The sequence below is a fragment of the Paragemmobacter ruber genome, from assembly GCF_009908315.1.
Taxonomy (GTDB): Bacteria; Pseudomonadota; Alphaproteobacteria; order Rhodobacterales; family Rhodobacteraceae; genus Paragemmobacter; species Paragemmobacter ruber.
This window is the reverse complement of sequence record NZ_JAAATW010000002.1, coordinates 301,155-322,669: the sequence shown is the minus strand read 5'-3', so window position 1 is coordinate 322,669 and position 21,515 is coordinate 301,155. Positions and strand designations below refer to the sequence as shown.

19 protein-coding genes are annotated in these 21,515 nt (G+C 66.6%); 17 read left to right on the top strand and 2 right to left on the bottom strand.

Annotation, left to right across the window (positions count from 1 at the left end):
- Positions 1-38: 38 nt before the first annotated feature.
- The 6 genes from mreC (at position 39) to GU920_RS09915 (ending at position 6,783) form a co-directional block, all read left to right on the top strand.
- A complete protein-coding gene (mreC, locus tag GU920_RS09940) occupies positions 39-1,025 on the top strand; it encodes a rod shape-determining protein MreC (protein WP_161766871.1) in 987 nt (328 codons plus the stop codon).
- Entirely contained in the window at positions 1,018-1,557 is a 540-nt protein-coding gene (locus tag GU920_RS09935; protein WP_161766870.1) for a rod shape-determining protein MreD, read from the top strand. The genes mreC and GU920_RS09935 overlap by 8 nt, the downstream gene beginning before the upstream one ends.
- A 2-nt stretch (positions 1,558-1,559) precedes the next feature.
- Positions 1,560-3,503: a penicillin-binding protein 2 gene (mrdA, locus tag GU920_RS09930; protein ID WP_161766869.1), complete on the top strand. Its 1,944-nt coding sequence runs from the start codon at positions 1,560-1,562 to the stop codon at positions 3,501-3,503.
- A gap of 32 nt (positions 3,504-3,535) precedes the next feature.
- Positions 3,536-4,675 carry a rod shape-determining protein RodA gene (gene rodA / locus GU920_RS09925; RefSeq protein ID WP_161766868.1) on the top strand — a complete coding sequence of 380 codons (1,140 nt, stop codon included), beginning with the start codon at positions 3,536-3,538 and terminating at the stop codon, positions 4,673-4,675.
- A gap of 51 nt (positions 4,676-4,726) precedes the next feature.
- Entirely contained in the window at positions 4,727-5,659 is a 933-nt protein-coding gene (locus GU920_RS09920; RefSeq protein ID WP_161766867.1) for a 2-hydroxyacid dehydrogenase, read from the top strand.
- 254 nt (positions 5,660-5,913) lie between these two features.
- Complete coding sequence (locus tag GU920_RS09915) at positions 5,914-6,783, top strand: DMT family transporter (RefSeq protein WP_161766866.1); 870 nt, start codon at positions 5,914-5,916, stop codon at positions 6,781-6,783.
- Between the two features lie 59 nt (positions 6,784-6,842).
- On the opposite strand, the gene GU920_RS09910 is transcribed toward GU920_RS09915, so the two are convergent.
- Positions 6,843-7,712 carry a MurR/RpiR family transcriptional regulator gene (locus GU920_RS09910; RefSeq protein ID WP_161766865.1) on the bottom strand — a complete coding sequence of 290 codons (870 nt, stop codon included), beginning with the start codon at positions 7,710-7,712 and terminating at the stop codon, positions 6,843-6,845.
- 168 nt (positions 7,713-7,880) lie between these two features.
- Between GU920_RS09910 and GU920_RS09905 the strand changes: the two genes are divergently transcribed.
- The 9 genes from GU920_RS09905 (at position 7,881) to GU920_RS09865 (ending at position 18,624) form a co-directional block, all read left to right on the top strand.
- Complete coding sequence (locus tag GU920_RS09905; protein WP_235933211.1) at positions 7,881-8,672, top strand: N-formylglutamate amidohydrolase; 792 nt, start codon at positions 7,881-7,883, stop codon at positions 8,670-8,672.
- A gap of 8 nt (positions 8,673-8,680) precedes the next feature.
- Positions 8,681-9,244 carry a TRAP transporter small permease subunit gene (locus GU920_RS09900; RefSeq protein WP_161766864.1) on the top strand — a complete coding sequence of 188 codons (564 nt, stop codon included), beginning with the start codon at positions 8,681-8,683 and terminating at the stop codon, positions 9,242-9,244.
- Positions 9,244-10,587, top strand: coding sequence for a TRAP transporter large permease (locus tag GU920_RS09895; RefSeq protein WP_161766863.1), 1,344 nt, complete (start codon positions 9,244-9,246; stop codon positions 10,585-10,587). Before GU920_RS09900 ends, GU920_RS09895 begins: the two co-directional genes overlap by 1 nt.
- Positions 10,588-10,645: 58 nt before the next feature.
- Positions 10,646-11,683 (top strand): TRAP transporter substrate-binding protein, encoded by a 1,038-nt coding sequence (locus tag GU920_RS09890; protein WP_161766862.1) that lies wholly within the window; start codon positions 10,646-10,648, stop codon positions 11,681-11,683.
- Positions 11,684-12,002: 319 nt separating this feature from the next.
- On the top strand, positions 12,003-13,370 hold the full coding sequence (locus GU920_RS09885; RefSeq protein ID WP_161766861.1) for a glutamine synthetase family protein: 1,368 nt from the start codon (positions 12,003-12,005) through the stop codon (positions 13,368-13,370).
- Between the two features lie 70 nt (positions 13,371-13,440).
- On the top strand, positions 13,441-14,820 hold the full coding sequence (locus tag GU920_RS09880; RefSeq protein WP_161766860.1) for an aldehyde dehydrogenase family protein: 1,380 nt from the start codon (positions 13,441-13,443) through the stop codon (positions 14,818-14,820).
- Between the two features lie 5 nt (positions 14,821-14,825).
- Complete coding sequence (locus GU920_RS09875; protein ID WP_161766859.1) at positions 14,826-15,986, top strand: iron-containing alcohol dehydrogenase; 1,161 nt, start codon at positions 14,826-14,828, stop codon at positions 15,984-15,986.
- A gap of 261 nt (positions 15,987-16,247) precedes the next feature.
- On the top strand, positions 16,248-17,504 hold the full coding sequence (locus tag GU920_RS09870) for an NAD(P)/FAD-dependent oxidoreductase (RefSeq protein ID WP_161766858.1): 1,257 nt from the start codon (positions 16,248-16,250) through the stop codon (positions 17,502-17,504).
- A gap of 100 nt (positions 17,505-17,604) precedes the next feature.
- Positions 17,605-18,624, top strand: coding sequence for an NAD-dependent epimerase/dehydratase family protein (locus tag GU920_RS09865; protein WP_161766857.1), 1,020 nt, complete (start codon positions 17,605-17,607; stop codon positions 18,622-18,624).
- A gap of 4 nt (positions 18,625-18,628) precedes the next feature.
- Here GU920_RS09865 and GU920_RS09860 read toward each other — a convergent pair whose 3' ends face one another.
- Positions 18,629-19,615, bottom strand: coding sequence for a 2-hydroxyacid dehydrogenase (locus tag GU920_RS09860; RefSeq protein ID WP_161766856.1), 987 nt, complete (start codon positions 19,613-19,615; stop codon positions 18,629-18,631).
- A 287-nt stretch (positions 19,616-19,902) separates the two neighbouring features.
- Between GU920_RS09860 and GU920_RS09855 the strand changes: the two genes are divergently transcribed.
- Complete coding sequence (locus GU920_RS09855; protein ID WP_161767340.1) at positions 19,903-20,475, top strand: SH3 domain-containing protein; 573 nt, start codon at positions 19,903-19,905, stop codon at positions 20,473-20,475.
- A 103-nt stretch (positions 20,476-20,578) separates the two neighbouring features.
- Entirely contained in the window at positions 20,579-21,442 is an 864-nt protein-coding gene (locus GU920_RS09850) for a cation diffusion facilitator family transporter (protein ID WP_235933207.1), read from the top strand.
- The last annotated feature ends 73 nt before the right edge of the window (positions 21,443-21,515 follow it).

Below are 21,515 nucleotides of genomic sequence, written 5' to 3'. Positions count from 1 at the left end.
GCCCACCGTAAGGACGGGCCATCGGAAAAGGGAACGCCGTGGCAAAGTCGCGCAACATCGGACCAGAGGATTACGCACGCCCCCTGCGCCGTCTGTTCGTGGGCCTCTTCGTGCTGCTCCTGCTGGGCCTGTTCCTGCTCTGGCGGATCGATTCCCCCCGCGTCGAACGCTTCCGCGCCGCGCTGGTGGATCGCGTGGTCCCCTCCTTCGACTGGGCGCTTCTGCCTGTGACGAAGGCCGCCGCCATGATCGACGAATTCCAAAGCTACGCCAGCCTTTACGAACAGAACCAGGAACTGCGCCGCGAGTTGCAGCAGATGAAGGCCTGGCGCGAGGCGGCGCTGCAACTGGAACAGAAGAACGCGCGCCTCCTTGACCTCAATCAGGTCCGGCTCGACCCGAAGCTTACCCATGTCACCGGTGTCGTGCTGGCGGATTCCGGCTCGCCCTTCCGGCAGTCGGTCCTTCTGAACGTGGGCGCCCGCGACGGCATCCGCGACGGCTGGGCCACCATGGATGGCATCGGTTTGGTGGGCCGTGTCTCGGGCGTGGGCGAACGCACATCGCGCGTGATCCTGCTCACCGATTCGAACTCGCGCGTCCCGGTCACGGTGCAGCCCTCGGGGCAAAAGGCCCTTCTCTCCGGCGACAACACCGCCCTCCCGCCGCTGGAGTTTCTGGAGGACTCCGATCTCGTCCGCCCCGGCGACCGGGTGGTGACCTCGGGCGATGGCGCGATGCTGCCTGCCGGTCTTCTGGTCGGTCAGGTGGTCTTGGGCACCGACCGCCGCCTGCGCGTGGTGCTGTCGGCCGATTACGAACGGCTCGAATTCCTGCGCGTCCTGCGCAGCCACGAACTGACCCCGATCACCGATCCCGGTGCCCTGATCGCACCACCCCCCACCCCCCCCGAACCCGATGCCGAAACCGGCGAGGGCAGCGCCACCCTGACCGATCCCTCCGCCTCGGGCGGCACGGGCGATGTGACCGAAGGCTCGCCCGAAGCGACGGCCTCCGATGGTTGAAGGCCTGCGCTCCTCTGTCTGGGTCTATCGCGGGGCCTTCCTCGCCCTCGCGCTGGTCCTTCTGTTCCTCCGCCTCCTACCGCTCGGTTCGGTCGCGGGCGATTGGCCGGGGCCGGACCTGCTCCTCTGCCTGATCTTCGCCTGGGTCATGCGGCGGCCCGATTATCTGCCCGTCCTCCTGATTGGGGCCGTCGTGCTGTTGGAAGACCTCATCCTGATGCGCCCGCCGGGGCTGTGGACGGCGCTGGTCATCCTCGCCACCGAATTCATCCGCGCCCGCGTCGCGCTCACGCGCGAATTGCAATTCCTCACCGAATGGCTCTTGGTGGCTGGCCTGATGGTCGCCCTGCTCATCGCCTACCGCCTTGCCTTCACGATCGTGTTCCTGCCCCAACCCGCCTTCGGCTTCGCGCTCTTGCAGACTCTCTGGTCGATCCTGTGCTATCCCCTTGTGGTGGTGGCCTCGCGCCTTGCGTTCGATCTGCGCAAACCGGCCACCGGCGAAGTGGATGCCTACGGACGAAGGCTGTAATCATGCGACGCACCGCCCGCGAAACCGAAGAAAGCGCCCGCCGCGTCAACCGCCGCTCGCTCCTGATGGGCGGCGCGATGGTGGCGATGTTCGCCGTCCTCGGCGCGCGGATGCGCTATCTCTCGGTCGAACAGGCCGATGAATTCCGCCTGCTGGCCGAAGAAAACCGCATCAACATGCGCCTCATCCCGCCCGAACGCGGCCTGATCTTCGATCGCAACGGCAAGCTGATCGCGGGCAACGAACAGAACTACCGCGTCACCATCACCCGCGAAGACGCAGGCGATGTTGAGGCCGTGCTCGCCCGCCTCACCCGCCTGATCCCCGTCACCGCCGAAGAGATGGAGCGTATCCTGCGCGACATCGACCGCAACTCGCCCTTCGTGCCGATCGTCGTGGCCGACCGCCTGCCGTGGGAGGATTTCTCCAAGGTCGCGATGAACGCCCCCACCCTGCCCGGCGTCACGCCCGAAGTGGGCCTGTCCCGCCACTACCCGCTGGTCGAGGATTTCAGCCATGTCGTGGGCTATGTCGGCCCCGTCAGCGAAAAGGATCTCGAAGAACGCCCCAATCCCGATCCGGTGCTGCGCATCCCCGAATTCCAGATCGGCAAGATCGGCGTCGAACGTTGGATGGAAGAAACTCTTCGCGGCAGCGCCGGCAACAAGCGGATCGAGGTCAACCATGTGGGCCGCGTCATGCGCGAGCTCGAACGCACCGACGGCACGCCGGGGCAGGATATCCAGCTCACCCTCGATGCCGATGTGCAGAACTTCGTGCAGGCCCGTCTGGGCGAGGAAAGCGCCTCCTGCGTGGTGATGGATGTGAATACCGGCGAACTCATCGCCTGCGCCTCCTCGCCCGGTTTCGACCCCAACCTCTTCGTCCGCGGCATCAGCCAGCGCGACTATTCCGCCCTGATGGAGGATGACCACCGCCCGCTCGCCAACAAGACGGTGCAGGGCGCCTATCCGCCCGGATCGACCTTCAAGATGGTCACGGCGCTGGCCGCACTCGAGGCCGGGCTGATCACGCCCGACACCACGCATTACTGCCCCGGCCATATCGAATTCGGCGACCGCCGCTTCCACTGCTGGAAGCGCGGCGGTCACGGCACGGTGAACCTCGCCTCCTCGCTCGCCGAAAGCTGCGACGTCTATTACTACGAGATCGCCCAGCAGGTCGGCATCGACAAGATCGCCGAAATGGGCAAGCGCCTCGGCCTCGGCATCCGCCACGACCTGCCCATGTCCGCCATCACCGAAGGCATCATGCCCAACCGCGCCTGGAAACAGGAACGCTGGGGGCAGGACTGGCGCATCGGCGACACGATCAACGCCTCCATCGGGCAGGGCTATGTGCTGGCCTCGCCCCTGCAACTCGCCGTGATGACCGCCCGCATCGCCACCGGCCGCGCCATCTCGCCCCGCATCCTGCGCGCCATCGGCGGCCAGCCGGTCGACATGCCGCAGGCAGAACCCCTCGGCCTCGATCCCGCAGGCCTGCGCGCCATCCGCGACGGCATGTTCGAAGTGATGAACACCCAAGCGGGCACCGCCTTTTCCTCGCGCATCGCCGACGAGACGATGGTCTTTGCCGGCAAGACCGGCACCAGCCAGGTCCGCAACATCACCGCCGCCGAACGCGCGCGCGGGGTCGTGTCGAACGACGATCTGCCATGGAACCGGCGCGACCACGCGCTCTATGTGGGCTACGCCCCCTTTGACAATCCGCGCTATGCCGTCTCGGTCGTGGTCGAACATGGCGGCGGCGGCTCTGCCGTGGCCGCGCCCGTCGCCCGCGACGCGATCCTGCGCGTCCTGCACGGCGACATCCCGCCGCTCACCGCCTATCCCGCCAACCAGCGCGGCCGGATCGAAACCGATCTGAACGCCCTGCGCGACCGGCTGCGCAACACCGGCCCCACCGGCAATTCCCGCGCCTGACGAGCGGGCCAGCAGAGAGGCACCACAAAAGCATGAGCTTTCTGGAATATCAGCTCAAGACCGTCCCCACCGGGCTGCGCAAGGTGCTCTACCTCAACTGGCCGCTCGTCGTGCTGGTCTGCGCCGTCTCGGCGGTGGGCTTCCTGATCCTCTATTCCATCGCCGGGGGCAATCTCTCGGTCTGGGCCGAACCGCAGATGAAACGCTTCGCGGCGGGCCTTCTGATCATGTTCGCCATCGCGCTGGTGCCGATCTGGTTCTGGCGCAACATGGCGGGGCTGGCCTATGGCGTGTCGATCCTGCTCCTCCTCGCGGTAGAGTTTTTCGGTGTGGTGGGCATGGGCGCCCAGCGCTGGCTCGACATCGGCCCCTTGCGGCTGCAACCGTCGGAACTCGCCAAGGTCACGATGGTGATGATGCTGGCCGCCTATTACGACTGGCTCGATCTGAAAAAGACCTCGCACCCGCTCTGGGTGCTGATCCCGGTCCTGATGATCGTCCTGCCCACCTTCCTCGTGGTGATCCAGCCCAACCTCGGCACCTCGCTCATGCTGCTGATGGGCGGCGCGGCGGTGATGTTCGCGGCAGGCGTCTCCATCTGGTACTTCGTCGCCGTGGGCGCGCTGGTCGTGGGGGCGGTCTTCGCCGTCTTCACCACCCGTGGCACGCCATGGCAATTCCTGCATGACTACCAGTATCGCCGCATCGACACCTTCCTCGACCCCTCGGCCGATCCGCTCGGCGCGGGCTACAACATCATGCAGGCCAAGATCGCGCTGGGATCGGGCGGCTGGGGCGGCAAGGGCTTCATGCAGGGCACGCAGTCGCGCCTGAACTTCCTGCCCGAAAAGCACACCGATTTCATCTTCACCACGCTGGGCGAAGAGTTTGGCTTCGTCGGCGCCTTCTCCCTCCTGCTCCTCTACGGCCTGATCCTGTTCTTCTGCTTCACTTCCGCCCTGCAGAACAAGGACCGCTTCAGCCAGCTGCTCATCATCGGGCTGGCCGCGAACTTCTTCTTCTATCTCGCGGTCAACCTGTCCATGGTCATGGGCATGGCCCCCGTCGTGGGCGTCCCCCTGCCCTTCCTCTCCTACGGCGGATCGGTCATGCTGGTGCTGCTGGTGGCCTTCGGCTTGATCCAGAGCGCGCATGTCCACAGGCCAAGGTAGCTTTGCACCGCGATGGACAGACGCCACATCAAACACGGGCCGAGGTGACGCATGACCCTCACCATTCTCTTCGCCGCGTCCGAGGCGAACTGGCACAGCTACGCCGCCCCCCTGCAATCCGCGATGTCCGAGGCCGGGCTTGATGCCACCCTCACCCGCGACGCCGCCCCGCAGGACGTAGATTACATCATCTACGCCCCGACCAGCCCCCTGCAGGACTTCTCCCCCTACAGCCGCTGCAAGGCGGTGCTGTCGCTCTGGGCGGGGGTGGAACGCATCGTCACCAACCCCACCCTGACCCAACCGCTCTGCCGCATGGTGGATCCCGCCCTCTCCGAAGGCATGATGGAATGGGTGGTGGGCCACAGCCTGCGCCACCATCTGGGCATGGACCGCCACATCGTGAACCCGGGCCGCGTCTGGGATCCGGCCTGCCCGCCATTGGCCCGCGAACGCCCCGTCGCCATGCTGGGCATGGGCGCGCTCGGCACGGCCTGCGCCCGCGCCCTGGCCGCGCTCAACTTCCCCGTGACAGGCTGGAGCCGCAGCCCCAAATCCATCGACGGCATCCCCTGCCTGCATGGCGATGCAGGCCTCGCCCAGGCCCTCTCCACCGCCCAGATCGTCGTCACCCTCCTGCCGAAAACGGCCGAGACGGAAAACATCCTCAACGCCCGCACCCTCGCCCTTCTGCCCCTCGGCGCGGTGATCCTGAACCCCGGCCGCGGCGCCCTGATCGACGACGGGGCGCTGCTCGCCGCCCTCGATGCAGGCCGGATCGGCCATGCCACGCTGGACGTGTTCCGCACCGAACCCCTGCCCCTCGATCATCCCTACTGGTCCCACCCCCGCGTGACCGTCACCCCCCATATCGCCGCCGATACCCGCGCGCCCTCGGCCAGCCGCGTGATCGCCGAAAACATCCGGCGGGCCGAGGCGGGCGAACCCCTCCTGCACAGGGTGGACCGCCAGCGCGGCTACTGACCGCATCACGGGCGCCCGCCCCTTCACCTTGGCCCAAATACCCAAATCCACCGCCACCACCCCCACCCCGGTCGCCTGAAGGCGCCCTCCCCTCCCCCGGACCCGGGGGAGGGGCTTGGGGAGGGGGTGGGGGAGGGGGTGGGGGAGGCGGGAAGCAGGCTGCCCAAAGGCAAACCCGCCCCAGATCGTCGCGATTGGAACAGACGCCCCGCCACCCCGCATGTCTTCCTGCGCCCGACGGACAGGAGGGATGGATGCGCTACGGTCTTGGCATGGTGCTTGTGGTGACGGCGGGGATCGTCTGGTCCACCCAAGGCCTGATCTTCCGCCAGATCGACACGGCCGGCACATGGGCCGTGCTGTTCTGGCGCTCGCTCGGGATGGTGCCCGTGCTTCTGGCCTTCCTCATCTGGCGCGCGGGCGGATCGCCCCTGCCCGCCATCCGCGCCGTGGGCTTTGCAGGAATACTGGGCGGCATGGGCCTTGTCGGGGCCTTCGCCGGGGCGATCTATTCGATCCAGTCCACCACCATCGCCAATGCCGTCTTCCTCTTCGCCGCCTCCCCCTTCCTGACCGCCCTCATCGGCTGGGCCGCGCTGGGCGAACGCGTCCGGCGCGAGACATGGGCCGCCATGGGCGTGGCGATGATCGGCATCTTCGTCATGGTGCGCGACGATCTGTCGGCCGGTGCCATGGCCGGCAACATTGCCGCGCTCTGCTCGGCACTGGGCTTTGCCGTCTTCACCGTGACCCTGCGCTGGGGCCGGGTCGCCGACAGCCTGCCCTCGGTCCTCTTGGGCGGTGTCTTCTCCCTCCTCGCCGGGGCGGTCATCGCGGGCCAGATGGGCCAGACACTGGCCGTGCCTGCCCCCGATGCGCTCTGGGCCATGGCGATGGGGGCCATCACCCTGTCGGGCGGCATGGTGCTCTACGAACTTGGCAGCCGCGTCGTGCCCGCCGCCGAATCCGCGCTCCTGTCGAATATCGAGGTGATGCTCGCCCCGCTCTGGGTCTGGCTCTTCCTCAACGAAACCGCCAGCCCCGCCACCTTCCTCGGCGGCGCGATCCTGCTCGCGGCGGTCACGATGAACGCCCTCTCGGGCGCGCGCCGCGCCACCGCCTGACGCGTAGGATGGGCGGCCAGAGGGGCGCCCCCGCCCCTCTGGCCGCCCATCCTACCCCCCTACCGATGCCGCCGGAAGAAGCGCGACCGGGCATAGAGCGCCTCCAGCCGCTTCAGCCGCCCCTCCGTCACCTCCCATGTCCGGTCCTGTACCGATGCGAGCAGCGTCTCCACCAGCACCAGAAGCGACACGGTCGAATCCCACGCGCTCGGCGCCTCGATATGGCAGGCCAGCACATGCCGCGCATGGGCCGCGGCGGGCGACATCCAGCGATCGGTGACCAGCACCACCTCCGCCCCCTGTTCCACCGCCATCTCGGTCAGTTGCAGCACCGAATTCTCGTAGCGGCGGATGTCGAACACCACCAGCACATCCCCCGCCGCCATGTCCAGCAGCGCCGGCGGCCAGGTGTTCGACATCCCCGACAACAGCGTCACGTTGGGGCGCACATTCTTCATCAACGTGACGAAATACTCTGCCATCGCATGGGTGATCCGCCCCCCCATCGCGAACACCCGCCGCCCCGGATCGGCCAGAAGCGCCGCCGCCGCATCGAACTCCGCATGGTCGATCTGCCCCAGTGTCGCCTGCAGGTTCGCCACCACCGCATCGGCAAAGCGGTTCAGGATATGCGTATCCGGCACCCCGCCCGCCCAGCGGTCATGCTTGGCCAGGGGCGAGACCAGCATCGCCTCCACCTCGCTGCGCAGCGCATGCTGGTAATCCGGATATCCCTTGAACCCCAGCTTCTGGCACAGCCGCACCACCGTCGGGTTCGACACGCCCGAGGCCCGCGCAAGCTCCGTGATCGACCCCAGCGCCGCCACCGGATAATGCGTCAGGATATGGCTGGCCAACTGCCGTTCCGCCCGCGTCAGATCCCCCATCGCGGCGCGCATCCGGTCTTCGATCGTGGCGGTGGCATCCATGTCAGACCCCTGCACGCGCCCCCTGCACAGGCAGAAGGCACTTTCCGAAGGCTTGTCCGAATTCCCTTCGCAAGTCGAACAGAAAACTTTGTAACAGAAAAAATCCAGCGGAAAAATTCTTGACAGAAACCGCCAGCGCGGATGACCCTTCCACAACAACACAAGAGGATGACTCGCGCAATGCACGCGGGCGGCAACAGGGATGCGGCGGTCTTTCCGCCCGTGGTGGAGAATGGCTCCGCCCGGGGCCGGGCGGTCATCGTCTGCGAACACGCGTCAAACCACATTCCCGCCCCATGGGGCGATCTCGGCCTCACGGCGGACCAGCGCCGCGCCCATATCGCCTGGGATCCCGGCGCGCTGGGCCTGGCGCGCGGGCTGGCAGAGCGGCTGGACGCCGTCCTTGTCCATGCGCCCGTCTCGCGCCTCGTCTATGATTGCAACCGCGCGCCAGACATGGCCGGGGCCATGCCCGCCCGGTCGGAGATCCACGACATTCCCGGCAATGCCGCCCTCACGCCCGAAGATCGCGCCCGGCGCACCGCCGCTGTCTACATCCCTTTCCATGACGGGCTGCACGCCGTGCTGATGGACCGCATCGCCCGCGGCCTGCACCCCGCGCTCATCACCATCCACAGCTTCACGCCCGTCTATTTCGGCAAGCCGCGCGCGGTGGAATTCGGCGTCATCCATGACGCTGACGACACCCTCCCCCGTGCCATCCTCGCCGCCGCCCGCGCGCACACCCCCCTGCGCGCCCAGCTGAACGAACCCTATTCCGCCCGGGATGACGTGACCCACACGCTGCGACTGCAGGCCACGCCCTATGGCCTGCCCAACGCCATGCTCGAGGTCCGCAACGACCTCATCGCCACACCCGAGGCCGAGGCCGCCATGGCCGCCACCCTCGCCCCCGTCCTCGCCGCCGCCATGGCAACCCTCACCCCAGAACCCGTGTGACCCGCACCATGCCCCGCTTCGTAATCGGCTTCGTCAGACTGGTGGACCGCCTCAACTACGGGATCGGGCGGTTCGCCATGTACCTGCTCTTCGTCCTGATGGCGATCCTGATGTGGTCCTCCATCTCCAAGGCCTTTTTCAACCCGTCGCTCTGGACGCTGGAAATGGCGCAATTCGTGATGGTCGCTTATTACATCCTCGGCGGCCCCTACACGATGCAGAACGAAGGCCATGTGCGGATGGACCTGTTCTATGCCAAGCAAACCCCCGTCCGCCGCGCTTGGTGGGACGGCTTCACCGTCTTTGCGCTGATCTTCTACCTCGGCGTCCTGATCTGGGGCGCCGCCGAAAGCCTTGGCTATTCGCTGGGCATCCGCTGGAGCGATCCGGAAACCTCGCTCATGGGCCTGTCCTGGCCCCAGATCGGCCGGCTGGAACGCAGCCCCACCGCCTGGCGGCCCTATCTCTGGCCCATCAAACTCGTGATGCTCATAGGTTTCATCCTCATGCTCCTGCAGGCGCTCTCGGCCCTGGCAAAAGACATCGCCACCATCCGCGGGGAGACGATCTGATGCCCTATGAGATGATCGCCGCGCTTATGTTCTCCACCATGCTCCTCATGATGATGACGGGGCAGCGGGTCTTTGGCATCATCGGCTTTGTCGCCGTGGTGGCCGCCATCGCGCTCTGGGGCACGGGCGGGCATAACATGGGCTTCTCGGCGGCGATGAAGCTGATGAAATGGTATCCGCTCCTGTCGCTGCCCATGTTCGTCTTCATGGGCTATATCATGAGCGAAAGCCGCCTCGCCGATGACCTCTACCGTATGTTCCATGTCTGGTTCGGCCCCATCCCCGGGGGCCTCGCCATCGGCACCATTCTTCTGATGGTCCTGATCTCCGCGATGAACGGGCTGTCGGTCGCGGGCATGGCCATCGGATCGACCATCGCGCTGCCCGAACTCCTCCGCCGCGGCTATCAGAAGGAAATGGTGACCGGCGTCATTCAGGCCGGGTCCTCCCTCGGCATCCTGATCCCGCCCTCCGTCGTGCTGGTCCTCTACGCCATGATCGCCCGCGCCCCGGTGTCCGAGCTTTGGCTGGCGGGCGTGATCCCCGGCCTGATGATGGCGGCGATGTTCATCCTCTATGTCTGGATCCGCTGCACGATCCAGCCCAATATCGGCCCCGCCATGGGGCCCGAGGAACGCGCCACCATCACCCGCGCCGACAAGCTGCACGCCCTGCGCGCAGGCGCCCTCCCCTTCATCATCTTCTTCGCGATGATGTTCCCCTTCATCTATGGCTGGACCTCGCTCGTCGAAAGCTCGGTCATCGGCGTGGCCGCGACGATCGTGGCGGCGGTCCTGAAAGGCCGCTTCAACGGCCAGGTGTTCGAGGTCGCCACCCGCAACACGCTTTTCATCTCCTGCATGTTCATGTGGGTGATCCTCGCCGCGCTGGCCTTCGGCGCGGTCTTCGACGGGCTTGGCGCAGTGAAGGCCATCGAAAGCCTGTTCGTCGAGAAACTCGGCTTCGGGCCGTGGACGATCCTGATCCTGATGCAGGTCAGCTTCCTGCTGATGGGCATGTTCCTCGACGACACGGCGATGCTGGTGATCGTGGCCCCGCTCTACGTGCCGCTGGTGGCCACGCTCGACCTAGGCATCCCGCCCGAAGATGTGCTGATCTGGTATGGCGTGCTCTACACCATCACCTGCCAGATCGCCTATCTGACGCCCCCCTTCGGCTATAACCTCTTCCTGATGCGCGCCTTCGCGCCCCCGGAAATCACGATGGGCGACATCTACCGCTCCGTCGTGCCCTTCGTGCTGGTGATGGTGCTGGCCCTGGCCACGATCATGGTCTTCCCCGAGATCGCGCTTTGGCTACCCAACAAGATCTATCCAAACTGACATGACAAGACGGGGCCAACCCCGTTCGGAACCCCGTTCGCAACAAGGAGGCTGACACATGACGACTTCGAGACGTTCCTTCCTGACCAAGGGCGCGCTGGCCGGTGCCGCCACTCTCGCCGCCCCCGCCGTGGTCAAGGCGCAGGCCCCGATCAAATGGCGCATGCAGACCTATGCCGGGGCGGCCCTTGGCGAACAGGTGGTCAAGCCCGCCGTCGATGCCTTCAACCGCATCGCGCAAGGCCAGATGGAGATTGAACTGTTCTTTGCCGATCAGCTCGTCCCCACGGCCGAACTGTTTCAGGCGATGCAGTCGGGCACCATCGACTGCGTGCAATCCGACGACGATTCCATGGCCTCACCCACCGAGGTGACCGTATTCGGCGGCTACTTCCCGCTGGGCCTGCGCTATTCGCTCGACGTGCCTGCGCTGTTCAACAAATACGGGCTGAAACAGATCTGGGAAGACGAATACGCCGCCGTGGGCGTCAAGCACATCTCGGCCGGCGCATGGGACCCCTGCCACTTCGCCACCAAGGACCCGATCAACACCCTGGCCGATCTGCAGGGCAAGCGCGTCTTCACCTTCCCGACCGCGGGCCGGTTCCTGACACAATTCGGCGTCGTCCCCGTCACCCTGCCCTGGGAAGATATCGAGGTTGCCATGCAGACGGGCGAGCTTGACGGCATCGCATGGTCCGGCATCACCGAAGTCTATACCGTGGGCTGGTCCAACGTGACCAACTACTTCCTGACGAACAACATCTCGGGCGCGTGGATTGGGCATTTCTTCGCCAACATGGACCGCTGGAACGAACTGCCGCCGCATCTGCAGGAACTGCTGGCCGTCTGCTTCGAACAGTCCCACTATTATCGCCAGCACTGGTATTGGGCGGGCGAGGCCGATCTGCGCATCAACGGCGGCAAGCTGCAACTGACCACCATCCCGGACGAGGAATGGAAAACGGTCGAGGCCGCCGCGCAGGTCTTCTGGGACGAGATCGCCGCCGAATCCGAAGTGAAGGCCAAGGTCGTCTCGATCATCAAGCAGTATAACGACGTCATGGTGAAGGCCGGGCGTCCCTACCGCTTCTGACCAAACGGCGGGGGGCGGCCATCCGCCCCCCGCACCCCCCACCATCGCCCCATGGCAGCCGTTGCAAGGGGCATTTGGCGAAGATATGATCAAATTCTGTCAGACGGGCATCCGGCCCAGCCCTGACCCAGTGAGGATGTCCATGCCCACGGACCTGCCCACCCCATCCCGCCGCGGCGATTGCTGGCCGCGCAAGCCCGAATTCGGCGGCGCGCGCTGTGCCCGCCCGCCTGCGGGGCGCGGCTGACACGCCTCAGCCCCCCGTATCCCCGGCCCCGCCACGGGGCCACGACGACCCTTTCCAAGGATGAGGCCAACGATGCCCGGAACCATGACCCTAGACGCCCTCAAGGAAGCCGTATCGCGGGGCGAGATCGACACCGTCCTCGTGGCCAGCATCGACATGCAGGGCCGCCTGATGGGCAAACGCTTCCACGCCGCCTTCTTCGTGAATGGCGGCTACAAGGAAACCCATTGCTGCAACTACCTGCTGGCGGTGGACATGGAGATGACCACCGTCCCCGGCTACAAGACCGCCGGCTGGGAACAGGGCTATGGCGACTATGTCATGAAGCCCGACCTCGCCACCCTGCGCCCGCTGCCCTGGCTGCCCGGCACCGCGCTCTGCCTTGCCGACCTCCTCGACCACCACACGCATGAGGAAGTGTCGGTCTCCCCCCGCGCCATCCTGAAGCGTCAGGTCGCCCGCGCCCGCGCCATGGGCTTCGACCCCATGATGGCGACCGAGCTTGAATTCTACATCTTTGAGAACGCCTACGAAAACCTCCGCGACCAGGGCTTTGCCAACCTCAAACCGATCAGCGCCTATAACGAGGATTACCACATCTTCCAGACCACCAAGGAAGAGGCGCTGATGCGCGACGTCCGCAACCACCTCTACGGCGCGGGCATCCCCATCGAGAACACGAAGGGCGAGGCCGACAGCGGCCAGCACGAGGTGAACTACCGTTATTCCGATGCGCTGGACACCGCCGACAACCATGTGATCGTCAAACAGGGCGTGAAGGAAATCGCGCACGCGAAGGGCAAGTCCGTCACCTTCATGGCCAAGTATGACCACCGCAAGGCGGGCTCCTCCTCCCATGTCCACCAGTCGCTCTGGACGCTGGACGGCAAACCCGCCTTCTACGACGCGACGGACGAACACGGCATGTCCGCCACGATGAAGCACTTCCTCGCGGGCCAGCTTGCCCATGCGCAGGAAATCACCGCCTTCCTCGCCCCTTACGTCAACAGCTACAAACGCTTCTGCGTGGGCCTCTTCGCGCCCACCAAAGCGGTGTGGAGCGCGGACAACCGCACCGCAGGCTTCCGCGTCTGCGGCGTGCATACCAAGGCCGTCCGGGTGGAATGCCGCATCCCCGGCTCCGACGTGAACCCCTATCTGTGCTGCGCGGCGCTGCTGGCGGCGGGCCTTGCGGGGATCGAGAACAAGCTGGAACTGGAACCCGAAATGAAGGGCGACATGTATGCCGCCCGGGACGCCCGCGAAATCCCGAAAACCCTGCGCGCCGCTGCCGACCAACTCATCGGGTCCAAGATGCTGCGCGCGGCCTTCGGCGATGATGTGGTGGAACACTATAACCACGCCGCGCAGTGGGAGATCTCAGAGACCGACCGCGTGGTGACCGATTTCGAACTCCAGCGCCTTCTGGAACGCGCTTAACTAAGGGCGGGGGTCTCCCCGCCTTCCCCGAACGAAGGGCGGGCCAGCCCCGCCGCAACAGGTGACGCATATGAAACCCATCCAACTCATCTCGCCGGTCGATGGATCGGTCTATCTCGAACGCATGCCGCTGTCCCGCGATGCGGCCTTCGCCGCCGCCGCCCGCGCCAAGGCTGCGCAAAAGGCCTGGGCCGCCCGCCCGCTCGAAGACCGCATCGCGCTGGTCAAGGCAGGCGTGAAGAAACTGAACGACATGTCCGCTGTCGTGGTCGAGGAACTCGCCTGGCAGATGGGCCGCCCCACCCGCTTTGGCGGCGAATTCGGCGGCGTCAACGCCCGCACCGACTACATGTCCGACATCGCGGCCCAAACCCTCGCCCCCCTGATGGTCGAAGACAGCGACAAGTTCCGCCGCTACCTCGCCCGCGAACCCGTCGGCGTCGTCTTCATCGTGGCGCCCTGGAACTACCCCTACCTCACCACGATCAACACGCTCGTCCCCGCCCTCATCGCCGGGAATACGGTGGTCCTGAAACACGCCTCCCAGACCATGAAGGTGGGCGAACGCCTGGCCGAGGCCTTCCATGCTGCAGGCATCCCCGAAGACGTGTTCCAGAACGTCGTCCTCGACCATGCCACGACCGAGGCGCTGATCGCCGCCCGCTCCTTCGGCTTTGTCAACTTCACCGGCTCGGTTGCGGGCGGGGTGGCCATGGAAAAGGCGGCCGCCGGCACCTTCACGCCGCTCGGCCTCGAACTCGGCGGCAAGGATCCCGGTTATGTCCGCCACGATGCCAATCTCGACGTGGCGGTGGACGTGCTGATGGACGGCGCGATGTATAATGCGGGCCAATGCTGCTGCGGCATCGAACGGGTCTATGTCCACGAATCCCTCTTCGACGCCTTCGTCGAAAAATCCGTGGCATGGGTCGGCCAACTCAAGCTCGGCAACCCGTTTGATGCCGCCACCACGCTCGGCCCCATGGCCAACAAGCGCTTCGCCGCCGTCGTCCGCTCCCAGATCGCCGAGGCCGTCGCCGCAGGCGCCAAACCGCTTCTCGACCCGAAACACTTCGGCGCCGATGACGGCGGCGCCTATCTCGCGCCCCAGATCCTTGTGAATGTCGATCACTCCATGCGCGTGATGACCGAGGAATCCTTCGGCCCCGTCGTCGGCATCATGAAGGTGAAGGACGACGAGGAAGCCATCCGCCTGATGAACGACTCGCCCTATGGCCTGACGGCCAGCGTCTGGACGCAGGACTATGACACCGCCCAGACCATCGGCCAAAGGATTGAGACCGGCACCGTCTTCATGAACCGCGCCGATTACCTCGACCCCGCGCTCTGCTGGACAGGGTGCAAGGACACAGGGCGCGGCGGCAGCCTCTCCTATCTCGGGTTCCATTCGGTGACCCGTCCGAAATCCTATCACCTCAAGAAGGTCTGAACGCCATGACCCACAATGTTCCCAACCGGAACTGGTCCTACCCCACCGCCATCAAATTCGGCGTGGGCCGCGTCAACGAACTGGCCGAACATTGCGCCGCGGCAGGGATCAAGAAACCCCTCTTCGTCACCGACAAGGCCCTCGCAAGCCTCCCCATCACGGCCGATGCCGTGGCCGTGCTGTCCAAGGCCGGGCTGGGGTCTGCCGTCTTCTCCGACGTCGACCCCAACCCGAACGAAGGCAACATGGAAGCCGGGATCAAGGTCTACAAGGCGGGCGGCCATGACGGCGTGATCTGTTTCGGCGGCGGCTCGGCGCTCGACCTCGGCAAGATGATCGCGCTCATGGCGCATCAGCGGGCGGATCTCTCGGTCTGGGATCTGGAAGACATCGACGACTGGTTCACCCGTGCGGACAGCGCAAAGATCGCCCCCATCGTGGCGGTGCCCACGACCGCAGGCACCGGGTCCGAAGTGGGCCGCGCGGGCGTTCTCACCAACTCCGCCACCCACAAGAAGAAGATCATCTTCCACCCCAAACTCATGCCCGTGGTCACGATCTGTGACCCGGCGCTGACCGTGGGGATGCCCAAATTCATCACCGCAGGCACCGGCATGGATGCGCTCGCGCACTGCCTTGAGGCGTTCTGCTCGCCCTTCTACCACCCGATGTCGCAGGGCATCGCGCTGGAAGGGATGCGGCTCGTTTTTGAGAACCTGCCCACCGCCTATAGCGATCCCACCAACCTCGAGGCGCGGGCGCATATGATGTCCGCCGCCGCGATGGGGGCCGTGGCCTTCCAGAAAGGGCTGGGGGCGATCCACTCGCTCTCGCACCCCGTGGGCGCGGTCTACAACACCCATCACGGCACGACGAACGCGGTCGTCATGCCCATGGTGCTGGATTTCAACCGCCCAGCGATCGAGGCGCGCATCGAAAAGGCCGCCGCCTATATCGGCATCGCGGGGGGCTTCGACGGCTTCCGCAAGGCGGTGATGGACCTGCGCGCGACGCTTGCCATCCCGGCCAACCTGACCGCAATGGGGGTGGACCCCGCGCGTCTGGACGAGCTGACCGAGATGGCGCTGGAAGACCCGTCCTGCGGCGGCAACCCGGTGGAGATGACGCGCGAGAACACCCGCGCGCTCTATCAGGCCTGCCTGTGATCCGTAGGATGGGCAGAATTGCCCATCCTACCCCCCACCCGACCCCGTAGGATGGGCAATCCTGCCCATCCTACCCCCACCCCGCCATGTGCACCGGCGCAGAATGAACCACCCCAATCCCCTCCAGTCTGCCTGAATTTGTATGCACACTTTGCTGCACTGCCGTGCTGCACCACCTTGCTGCACCGCCTTGCTGCACCGCCTTGCTTCACTGAGGCGCGGCACATGCCCTGACACCCGCAACGCCAAGGACCCGCCGCCATGACCCCGCTGCGCCACATCGACATTGCCATCATCGGCGGTGGGGTCATCGGTCTGGCCATCGCCGAAAGGCTGGCGGCCGAGGGGCGCGATGTCACCCTGATCGACCCCAACCCGCCCGGGGAAACGATCAGCCCGAACGCCGCAAGCTACGGAAATGCCGGGACAATCGCCGATTACGCCATCCTCCCCGTCGGCACGCCCAATGTGCTGAAAAACCTCCCCTCCCTCCTCTTCGACCGCAACTCGCCCCTCGCCATCCGCCGTGCCGCGCTGCCCGCGCTCCTGCCCTGGCTGATCCGCTTCGCACTCCAGTCCCTCCCCGGCCCCGCCGAACGCAACGCCCGCACCATCGCCGCCCTCATGTCCACCGCCACCGCCGACTGGCTCGCCCTCGGCGCCCGTCTGGGCGGCGAGGACATCCTGAAAAAACGCGGCTGCCTCTATGTTTACGAAACCGCCGCCGCCTTTCGCGCCGCCGAACGCGACATGGCCTTCCGCCGGTCGCTCGGCGTCACGGTGGACCTGATCGACGCCGCCACCCTGCGCCAGATGGAACCTGCCCTGCCCGAGGTCGAGGGCGGCGCGGCCTTCTTCCCGAAGGCCGTCTTCCTCAACGATCCCGGTCGTATGGTGGGCCTTCTGCGGGGCGAGGTCGCCGCCCGCGCCGAAACCGTCACCGCCACCGTGGACAGGCTGGAAAGACAGGCCGACGGCATCCTCCTCACCGGCCCCGGCCTGCGGCTCAAGGCCGCCCGCGTCGTCATCGCCGCAGGCGCCCATTCCCGCCGCCTTGCCGCCATGGCGGGCGACCCTGTGCCGCTCGATACCGAACGCGGCTACCATGTCGAATGGGACATGCCCGCGCCCCCCGTCACCCGCCCCACCTGCCCCACCTCGCGCGGCTTCTACCTCTGCCCGATGCAGGGCCGCCTGCGCGTTGCAGGCACCGTGGAACTGGGCGGGCTGACCGCGCCCCCATCCCCCCACCGCATCGCGAAACTCGTTGAAGGCGCAAGACAAATCTTCCCCGATCTGCCCGCGCCCAACCGCGATTGGATGGGCTTCCGCCCCTCAATGCCCGACAGCGTGCCGGTCATCGGCCCCTCCCGCGCGGGGGCCGAGGTCATCCACGCCTTCGGCCACGGCCATCTCGGCGTCTCGCTGGCCCCTGTCACCGCCCGCATCGTGGCCGACCTGATCGCCGGGCGGGCGCCGCATATGCCCCTTGCCGCGCTTTCTCCTGCGCGGTTCTGACGTCCGCCCCGTTCATCCCCGGTTAAATCCGTCACGACAGGCTTGATTTTCGCCCCCGCCCCGCGCGAGGTGGCGCGGTACGAGTGAACGGAGTGTCAGTATGTCCAGCCGCGCCCCCCAAAGCGCCCCCAAACGCGCCCTTATCACGGGCTCTGCCGGGTTCATCGGCTTTCACCTCTGCCGCCGCCTTCTGGCCGATGGCTGGCAGGTGACCGGGCTTGACGCCATGACCGCCTATTACGACGTCACGCTGAAACAGCGCCGCCACGCCATGCTGTGCCAGTCGCCCGCCTTTCAGGCCGTCGAGGGGCGGCTGGAAACCCCCGGCCTTGTTGCCGAACTGGCGCAGGGGGCGGGCATCATCATCCATCTCGCGGCGCAGGCCGGGGTGCGCCACTCCATCGACGCCCCCCGCAGCTATGTCGAGGCGAACCTCATCGGCACCCATGAGGTGCTGGAGGCCGCCCGCACCACGCCCCCCGCCCACCTTCTGATCGCCTCCACCTCATCGGTCTATGGCGCCAACGAGGTGATGCCCTATGCCGAGGTGCACAAGGCCGACACACCCATGTCCTTTTACGCCGCCACCAAAAAGGCGGCCGAGGTGATGGCCCATTCCTACGCCCATCTCTACGCCATCCCCACCACGCTGTTCCGTTTCTTCACCGTCTATGGCCCTTGGGGCCGCCCCGACATGGCGCTGTTCAAATTCACCCGCGCCATCCTCGCGGGCGACCCGATCGAGATCTACAACCACGGCGACATGCGCCGCGATTTCACCTATGTCGATGATTTGGTTGAAGGAATCATCCGCCTGATCGCCTGCCCGCCCACCGCGTCCGCAGGTCAGGCCGACAGCCTCTCCCCTGTCGCTCCTTACCGAACCGTTAACATCGGCAATGGCGCGCCGGTGGGCCTGATGGATTTCGTCCACGCGATCGAAGCGGCCACCGGCCGCACCGCCGACAAGCGCTTCCTGCCCATGCAGCCGGGCGACGTCCCCGCCACCTGGGCCGATGCCACGCTGATCGAGGCGCTCACCGGCCCCCTGCCCCGCACCGACATCCGCGATGGCGTGCGCCGCTTCGTGGACTGGTACCGCGACTATTACGCCCTGTGACGACCTACAGCATCCCCGGCACAACCTGATCCGGCGGGCGATGCCCGTCGGCAAAGGTCTTGATATTGATGATGACCTTCTCGCCCATCTCCACCCGCCCCTCGCGGGTGGCCGATCCCATATGCGGCAGCAGCACCACGTTGGGCAATTCGCGCAGGCGCGGATTGATATCCGCCCCGCGCTCATAGACATCGAGGCCCGCCCCCGCGATCTCGCCCGCCCGCAGCATCCGCGTCAGCGCGTTCTCGTCCACCACCTCCCCGCGCGAGGTGTTCACGATCACCGCCGAAGGCTTCAACAGCTTCAGCCGCCGGGCATTCATCAGGTGATAGGTCGATGGCGTATGCGGGCAGTTGATGGAAATCACATCCATCCGGCTGACCATCTGATCAAGGCTTTCCCACCATGTGGCCTCGAACTCCGCCTCCACCTCAGGGCGCAGGCGGCGGCGGTTGTGGTAATGGATCTGCATCCCGAAGGCCCGCGCCCGCCGCGCCACCGCCTGCCCGATGCCCCCCATCCCCAGAATTCCCAGCCGCTTGCCCCCGATCCGCCCCCCCAGCAGCGCCATGGGCGACCAGCCCTGCCATTCACCCGACTGCATCAGCGCCAGCCCTTCCGGGATGCGCCGCGTGACCGCCAGCATCAGCGCCATGGTCATGTCGGCGGTGTCTTCCGTCACCACGCCCGGCGTGTTCGACACAAGGATGCCCCGCTGCCGCGCGGTGGCCACGTCGATATGGTCCACCCCCGCGCCGTAATTGGCGATCAGCTTCACCTTGTCGCCTGCCTGCCCCAACAGGCCCGCGTCGATGACATCGGTGATCGTGGGCACCAGCACATCCGCCCGCCGCATCGCCGCCACCAGTTCCTCGCGCGTCATCGGCGTGTCGGGATCGCGCAGGTCCACATCGAACAATTCCTTCATCCGGGTCTCTACCGGCTCTGGCAACCGTCGCGTCACGACCACAGTCAAGCGTCCTGATGGCATGGGGTGCCTCCCTGCACTTCCAAATCGCGTTCCTCGGTGGCAAAGTGGCGGGAAGCGGGGGCAGGCACAAGCCCCCGAAGGACAAGGTCCGCACCACGATGCGGACGGCACAGGCAAGCAGGGCCGTACGAGACCGGAACACCGGCAGGCGGCCAGAATACGGGCGGTGAATGATGGTTCTGGTACGGGTGGCGCTTGCGGGCGCAATTGTCGGCGCGGTTCTGGGCTGGGCGACCCTGTCGCCCGCGCAAGAGGTGACGCGCCCGATGCCGCGCCCCGAACGGCTGATGACTGCCGCCGCGGCACCTGCCGCGCCGTCCCAGTCCGCACAGCCCGAACGCGCGCCTGCGCTGGCCGCCCCGGCCCCGGCACCCGCCCCGGCGGCACAGCCCGAACCCCAGAACGCCGCAGCCGCAGCCCCGCGCGACCCCAGCCGCGGCAGCGTGACGAACCTGCCGCTGCCCCGCTTCGTCAGCCTCAAGGGCAATGAAGGCAATGCCCGCCGCGGGCCGGGCCTCACGCATCGGATCGACTGGGTCTTCACCCGGTCCGGCATGCCACTGCGCATCACCGCCGAATACGAACACTGGCGCCGGGTCGAAGATGCCGAAGGCGTGGGCGGCTGGGTGCATTACGCGCTGCTCTCCGGCGTGCGATCCGTCCTCATCGCCGCTGACATGGCCGATTTCCACGCCCGCCCGCAGGACGGGGCCGAGGTGCTGTTCCGCGCCGAACGCAATGTCGTGGGCTGGGTGCAGGAATGTCAGCCCGACTGGTGCCGCCTGTCGGTCGATGGCGAACGCGGCTGGGTCCGCAAGACCGATCTCTGGGGCGTGAGCCCCTCAGAGATCATCGAATAACCAGTTGCGAGTCGCTCTCGCTTGATCCGGCCGCGCCGCCTGCGGTAGCGCACGCGCAGTCACCGCCCGAGGCCGCGCCATGCCCCTGTCCCCTACCGTCCGCATGAACATTTCGGCCGGGCTAGCCTCTGTCCTCGTGGCCGGCACGCTGGTGGGGCTCAAGCTCTGGGCGCTGGGGCAGACGGGCGCCCTCTCCGTCGCCGCCTCGCTGGCCGACAGCGCGATGGATCTGATGGTCAGCCTCGGCGCCATGGCCGCCATCCTCTACGCCGCCAAACCCGCCGATGAAGACCACGCCTTCGGCCATTCCTCTGCCGAAGACCTCGCCGCGCTGGGGCAGGCCATCTTCATCATCATCGCCGCCGGGGCCATCGCCTGGGGGGCCGTCGCACGCCTGACATCGCCCGAACCCGCCGCGCTCAGCGACGAAGGGTTGGGCATGGCGGTCATGGCCATCTCGATCCTGCTCACGCTGGGGCTGATCCTCTGGCAGGGCCGCGTGGCGAAACGCACGGGTAGCCGCGTCGTCGCCGCCGACCGCCTACATTACCTGGGCGACCTTCTGCCCAATATCGGCGCCATCGCCTCGCTATGGGCCTCCTCCCGCTTCGGTCTCACATCGGTGGATTCCATCGTGGCACTCGGGGCGGCGGCGATGCTCGTCCTCGGGGCGGCCAAGATCGGCAAGGGAGCATGGGACGCCCTGATGGACCGCCGCGCCGATCCGGCCATTGTCGAGGGCATCGCCCGCATCGCGGGGGATTGGCCCGGCGTGCGCGGCTTCCACGATCTCAAGACCCGCACCGCCGGCAGCCGGATCTTCGTGAACATCCATATCGAACTGGACGGCGACCAGTCGCTCCGCGATGCCCATGCCATCGGGGCCGCCCTGCGCCGCGCGATCCTTGCCGCCTACCCGGCGGCGGATGTGATCGTGCACAAGGACGTGGCCCGCGACGAGCCCTGATCGCAAAGGCATCCGCCCCGGACAAAGCGGGAATCGCAATTCCTGCCCCGCTGTGGCACTGTCGCAGGCACGA

Excerpts from the sequence above, each read along its gene's own strand:
- GU920_RS09865 (WP_161766857.1), top strand. The coding sequence starts at position 17,605 with ATGTCCAGCCGCGCCCCCCAAAGCGCCCCCAAACGCGCCCTTATCACG.
- GU920_RS09935 (WP_161766870.1), top strand. The coding sequence starts at position 1,018 with ATGGTTGAAGGCCTGCGCTCCTCTGTCTGGGTCTATCGCGGGGCCTTC.
- GU920_RS09920 (WP_161766867.1), top strand. The coding sequence starts at position 4,727 with ATGACCCTCACCATTCTCTTCGCCGCGTCCGAGGCGAACTGGCACAGC.
- GU920_RS09905 (WP_235933211.1), top strand. The coding sequence starts at position 7,881 with ATGACTCGCGCAATGCACGCGGGCGGCAACAGGGATGCGGCGGTCTTT.
- GU920_RS09900 (WP_161766864.1), top strand. The coding sequence starts at position 8,681 with ATGCCCCGCTTCGTAATCGGCTTCGTCAGACTGGTGGACCGCCTCAAC.
- GU920_RS09895 (WP_161766863.1), top strand. The coding sequence starts at position 9,244 with ATGCCCTATGAGATGATCGCCGCGCTTATGTTCTCCACCATGCTCCTC.
- GU920_RS09915 (WP_161766866.1), top strand. The coding sequence starts at position 5,914 with ATGCGCTACGGTCTTGGCATGGTGCTTGTGGTGACGGCGGGGATCGTC.
- GU920_RS09885 (WP_161766861.1), top strand. The coding sequence starts at position 12,003 with ATGCCCGGAACCATGACCCTAGACGCCCTCAAGGAAGCCGTATCGCGG.
- rodA (WP_161766868.1), top strand. The coding sequence starts at position 3,536 with ATGAGCTTTCTGGAATATCAGCTCAAGACCGTCCCCACCGGGCTGCGC.
- GU920_RS09910 (WP_161766865.1), bottom strand. The coding sequence starts at position 7,712 with ATGGATGCCACCGCCACGATCGAAGACCGGATGCGCGCCGCGATGGGG.
- GU920_RS09890 (WP_161766862.1), top strand. The coding sequence starts at position 10,646 with ATGACGACTTCGAGACGTTCCTTCCTGACCAAGGGCGCGCTGGCCGGT.
- GU920_RS09875 (WP_161766859.1), top strand. The coding sequence starts at position 14,826 with ATGACCCACAATGTTCCCAACCGGAACTGGTCCTACCCCACCGCCATC.
- mrdA (WP_161766869.1), top strand. The coding sequence starts at position 1,560 with ATGCGACGCACCGCCCGCGAAACCGAAGAAAGCGCCCGCCGCGTCAAC.
- GU920_RS09880 (WP_161766860.1), top strand. The coding sequence starts at position 13,441 with ATGAAACCCATCCAACTCATCTCGCCGGTCGATGGATCGGTCTATCTC.
- GU920_RS09860 (WP_161766856.1), bottom strand. The coding sequence starts at position 19,615 with ATGCCATCAGGACGCTTGACTGTGGTCGTGACGCGACGGTTGCCAGAG.
- GU920_RS09850 (WP_235933207.1), top strand. The coding sequence starts at position 20,579 with ATGAACATTTCGGCCGGGCTAGCCTCTGTCCTCGTGGCCGGCACGCTG.
- GU920_RS09870 (WP_161766858.1), top strand. The coding sequence starts at position 16,248 with ATGACCCCGCTGCGCCACATCGACATTGCCATCATCGGCGGTGGGGTC.
- GU920_RS09855 (WP_161767340.1), top strand. The coding sequence starts at position 19,903 with ATGACTGCCGCCGCGGCACCTGCCGCGCCGTCCCAGTCCGCACAGCCC.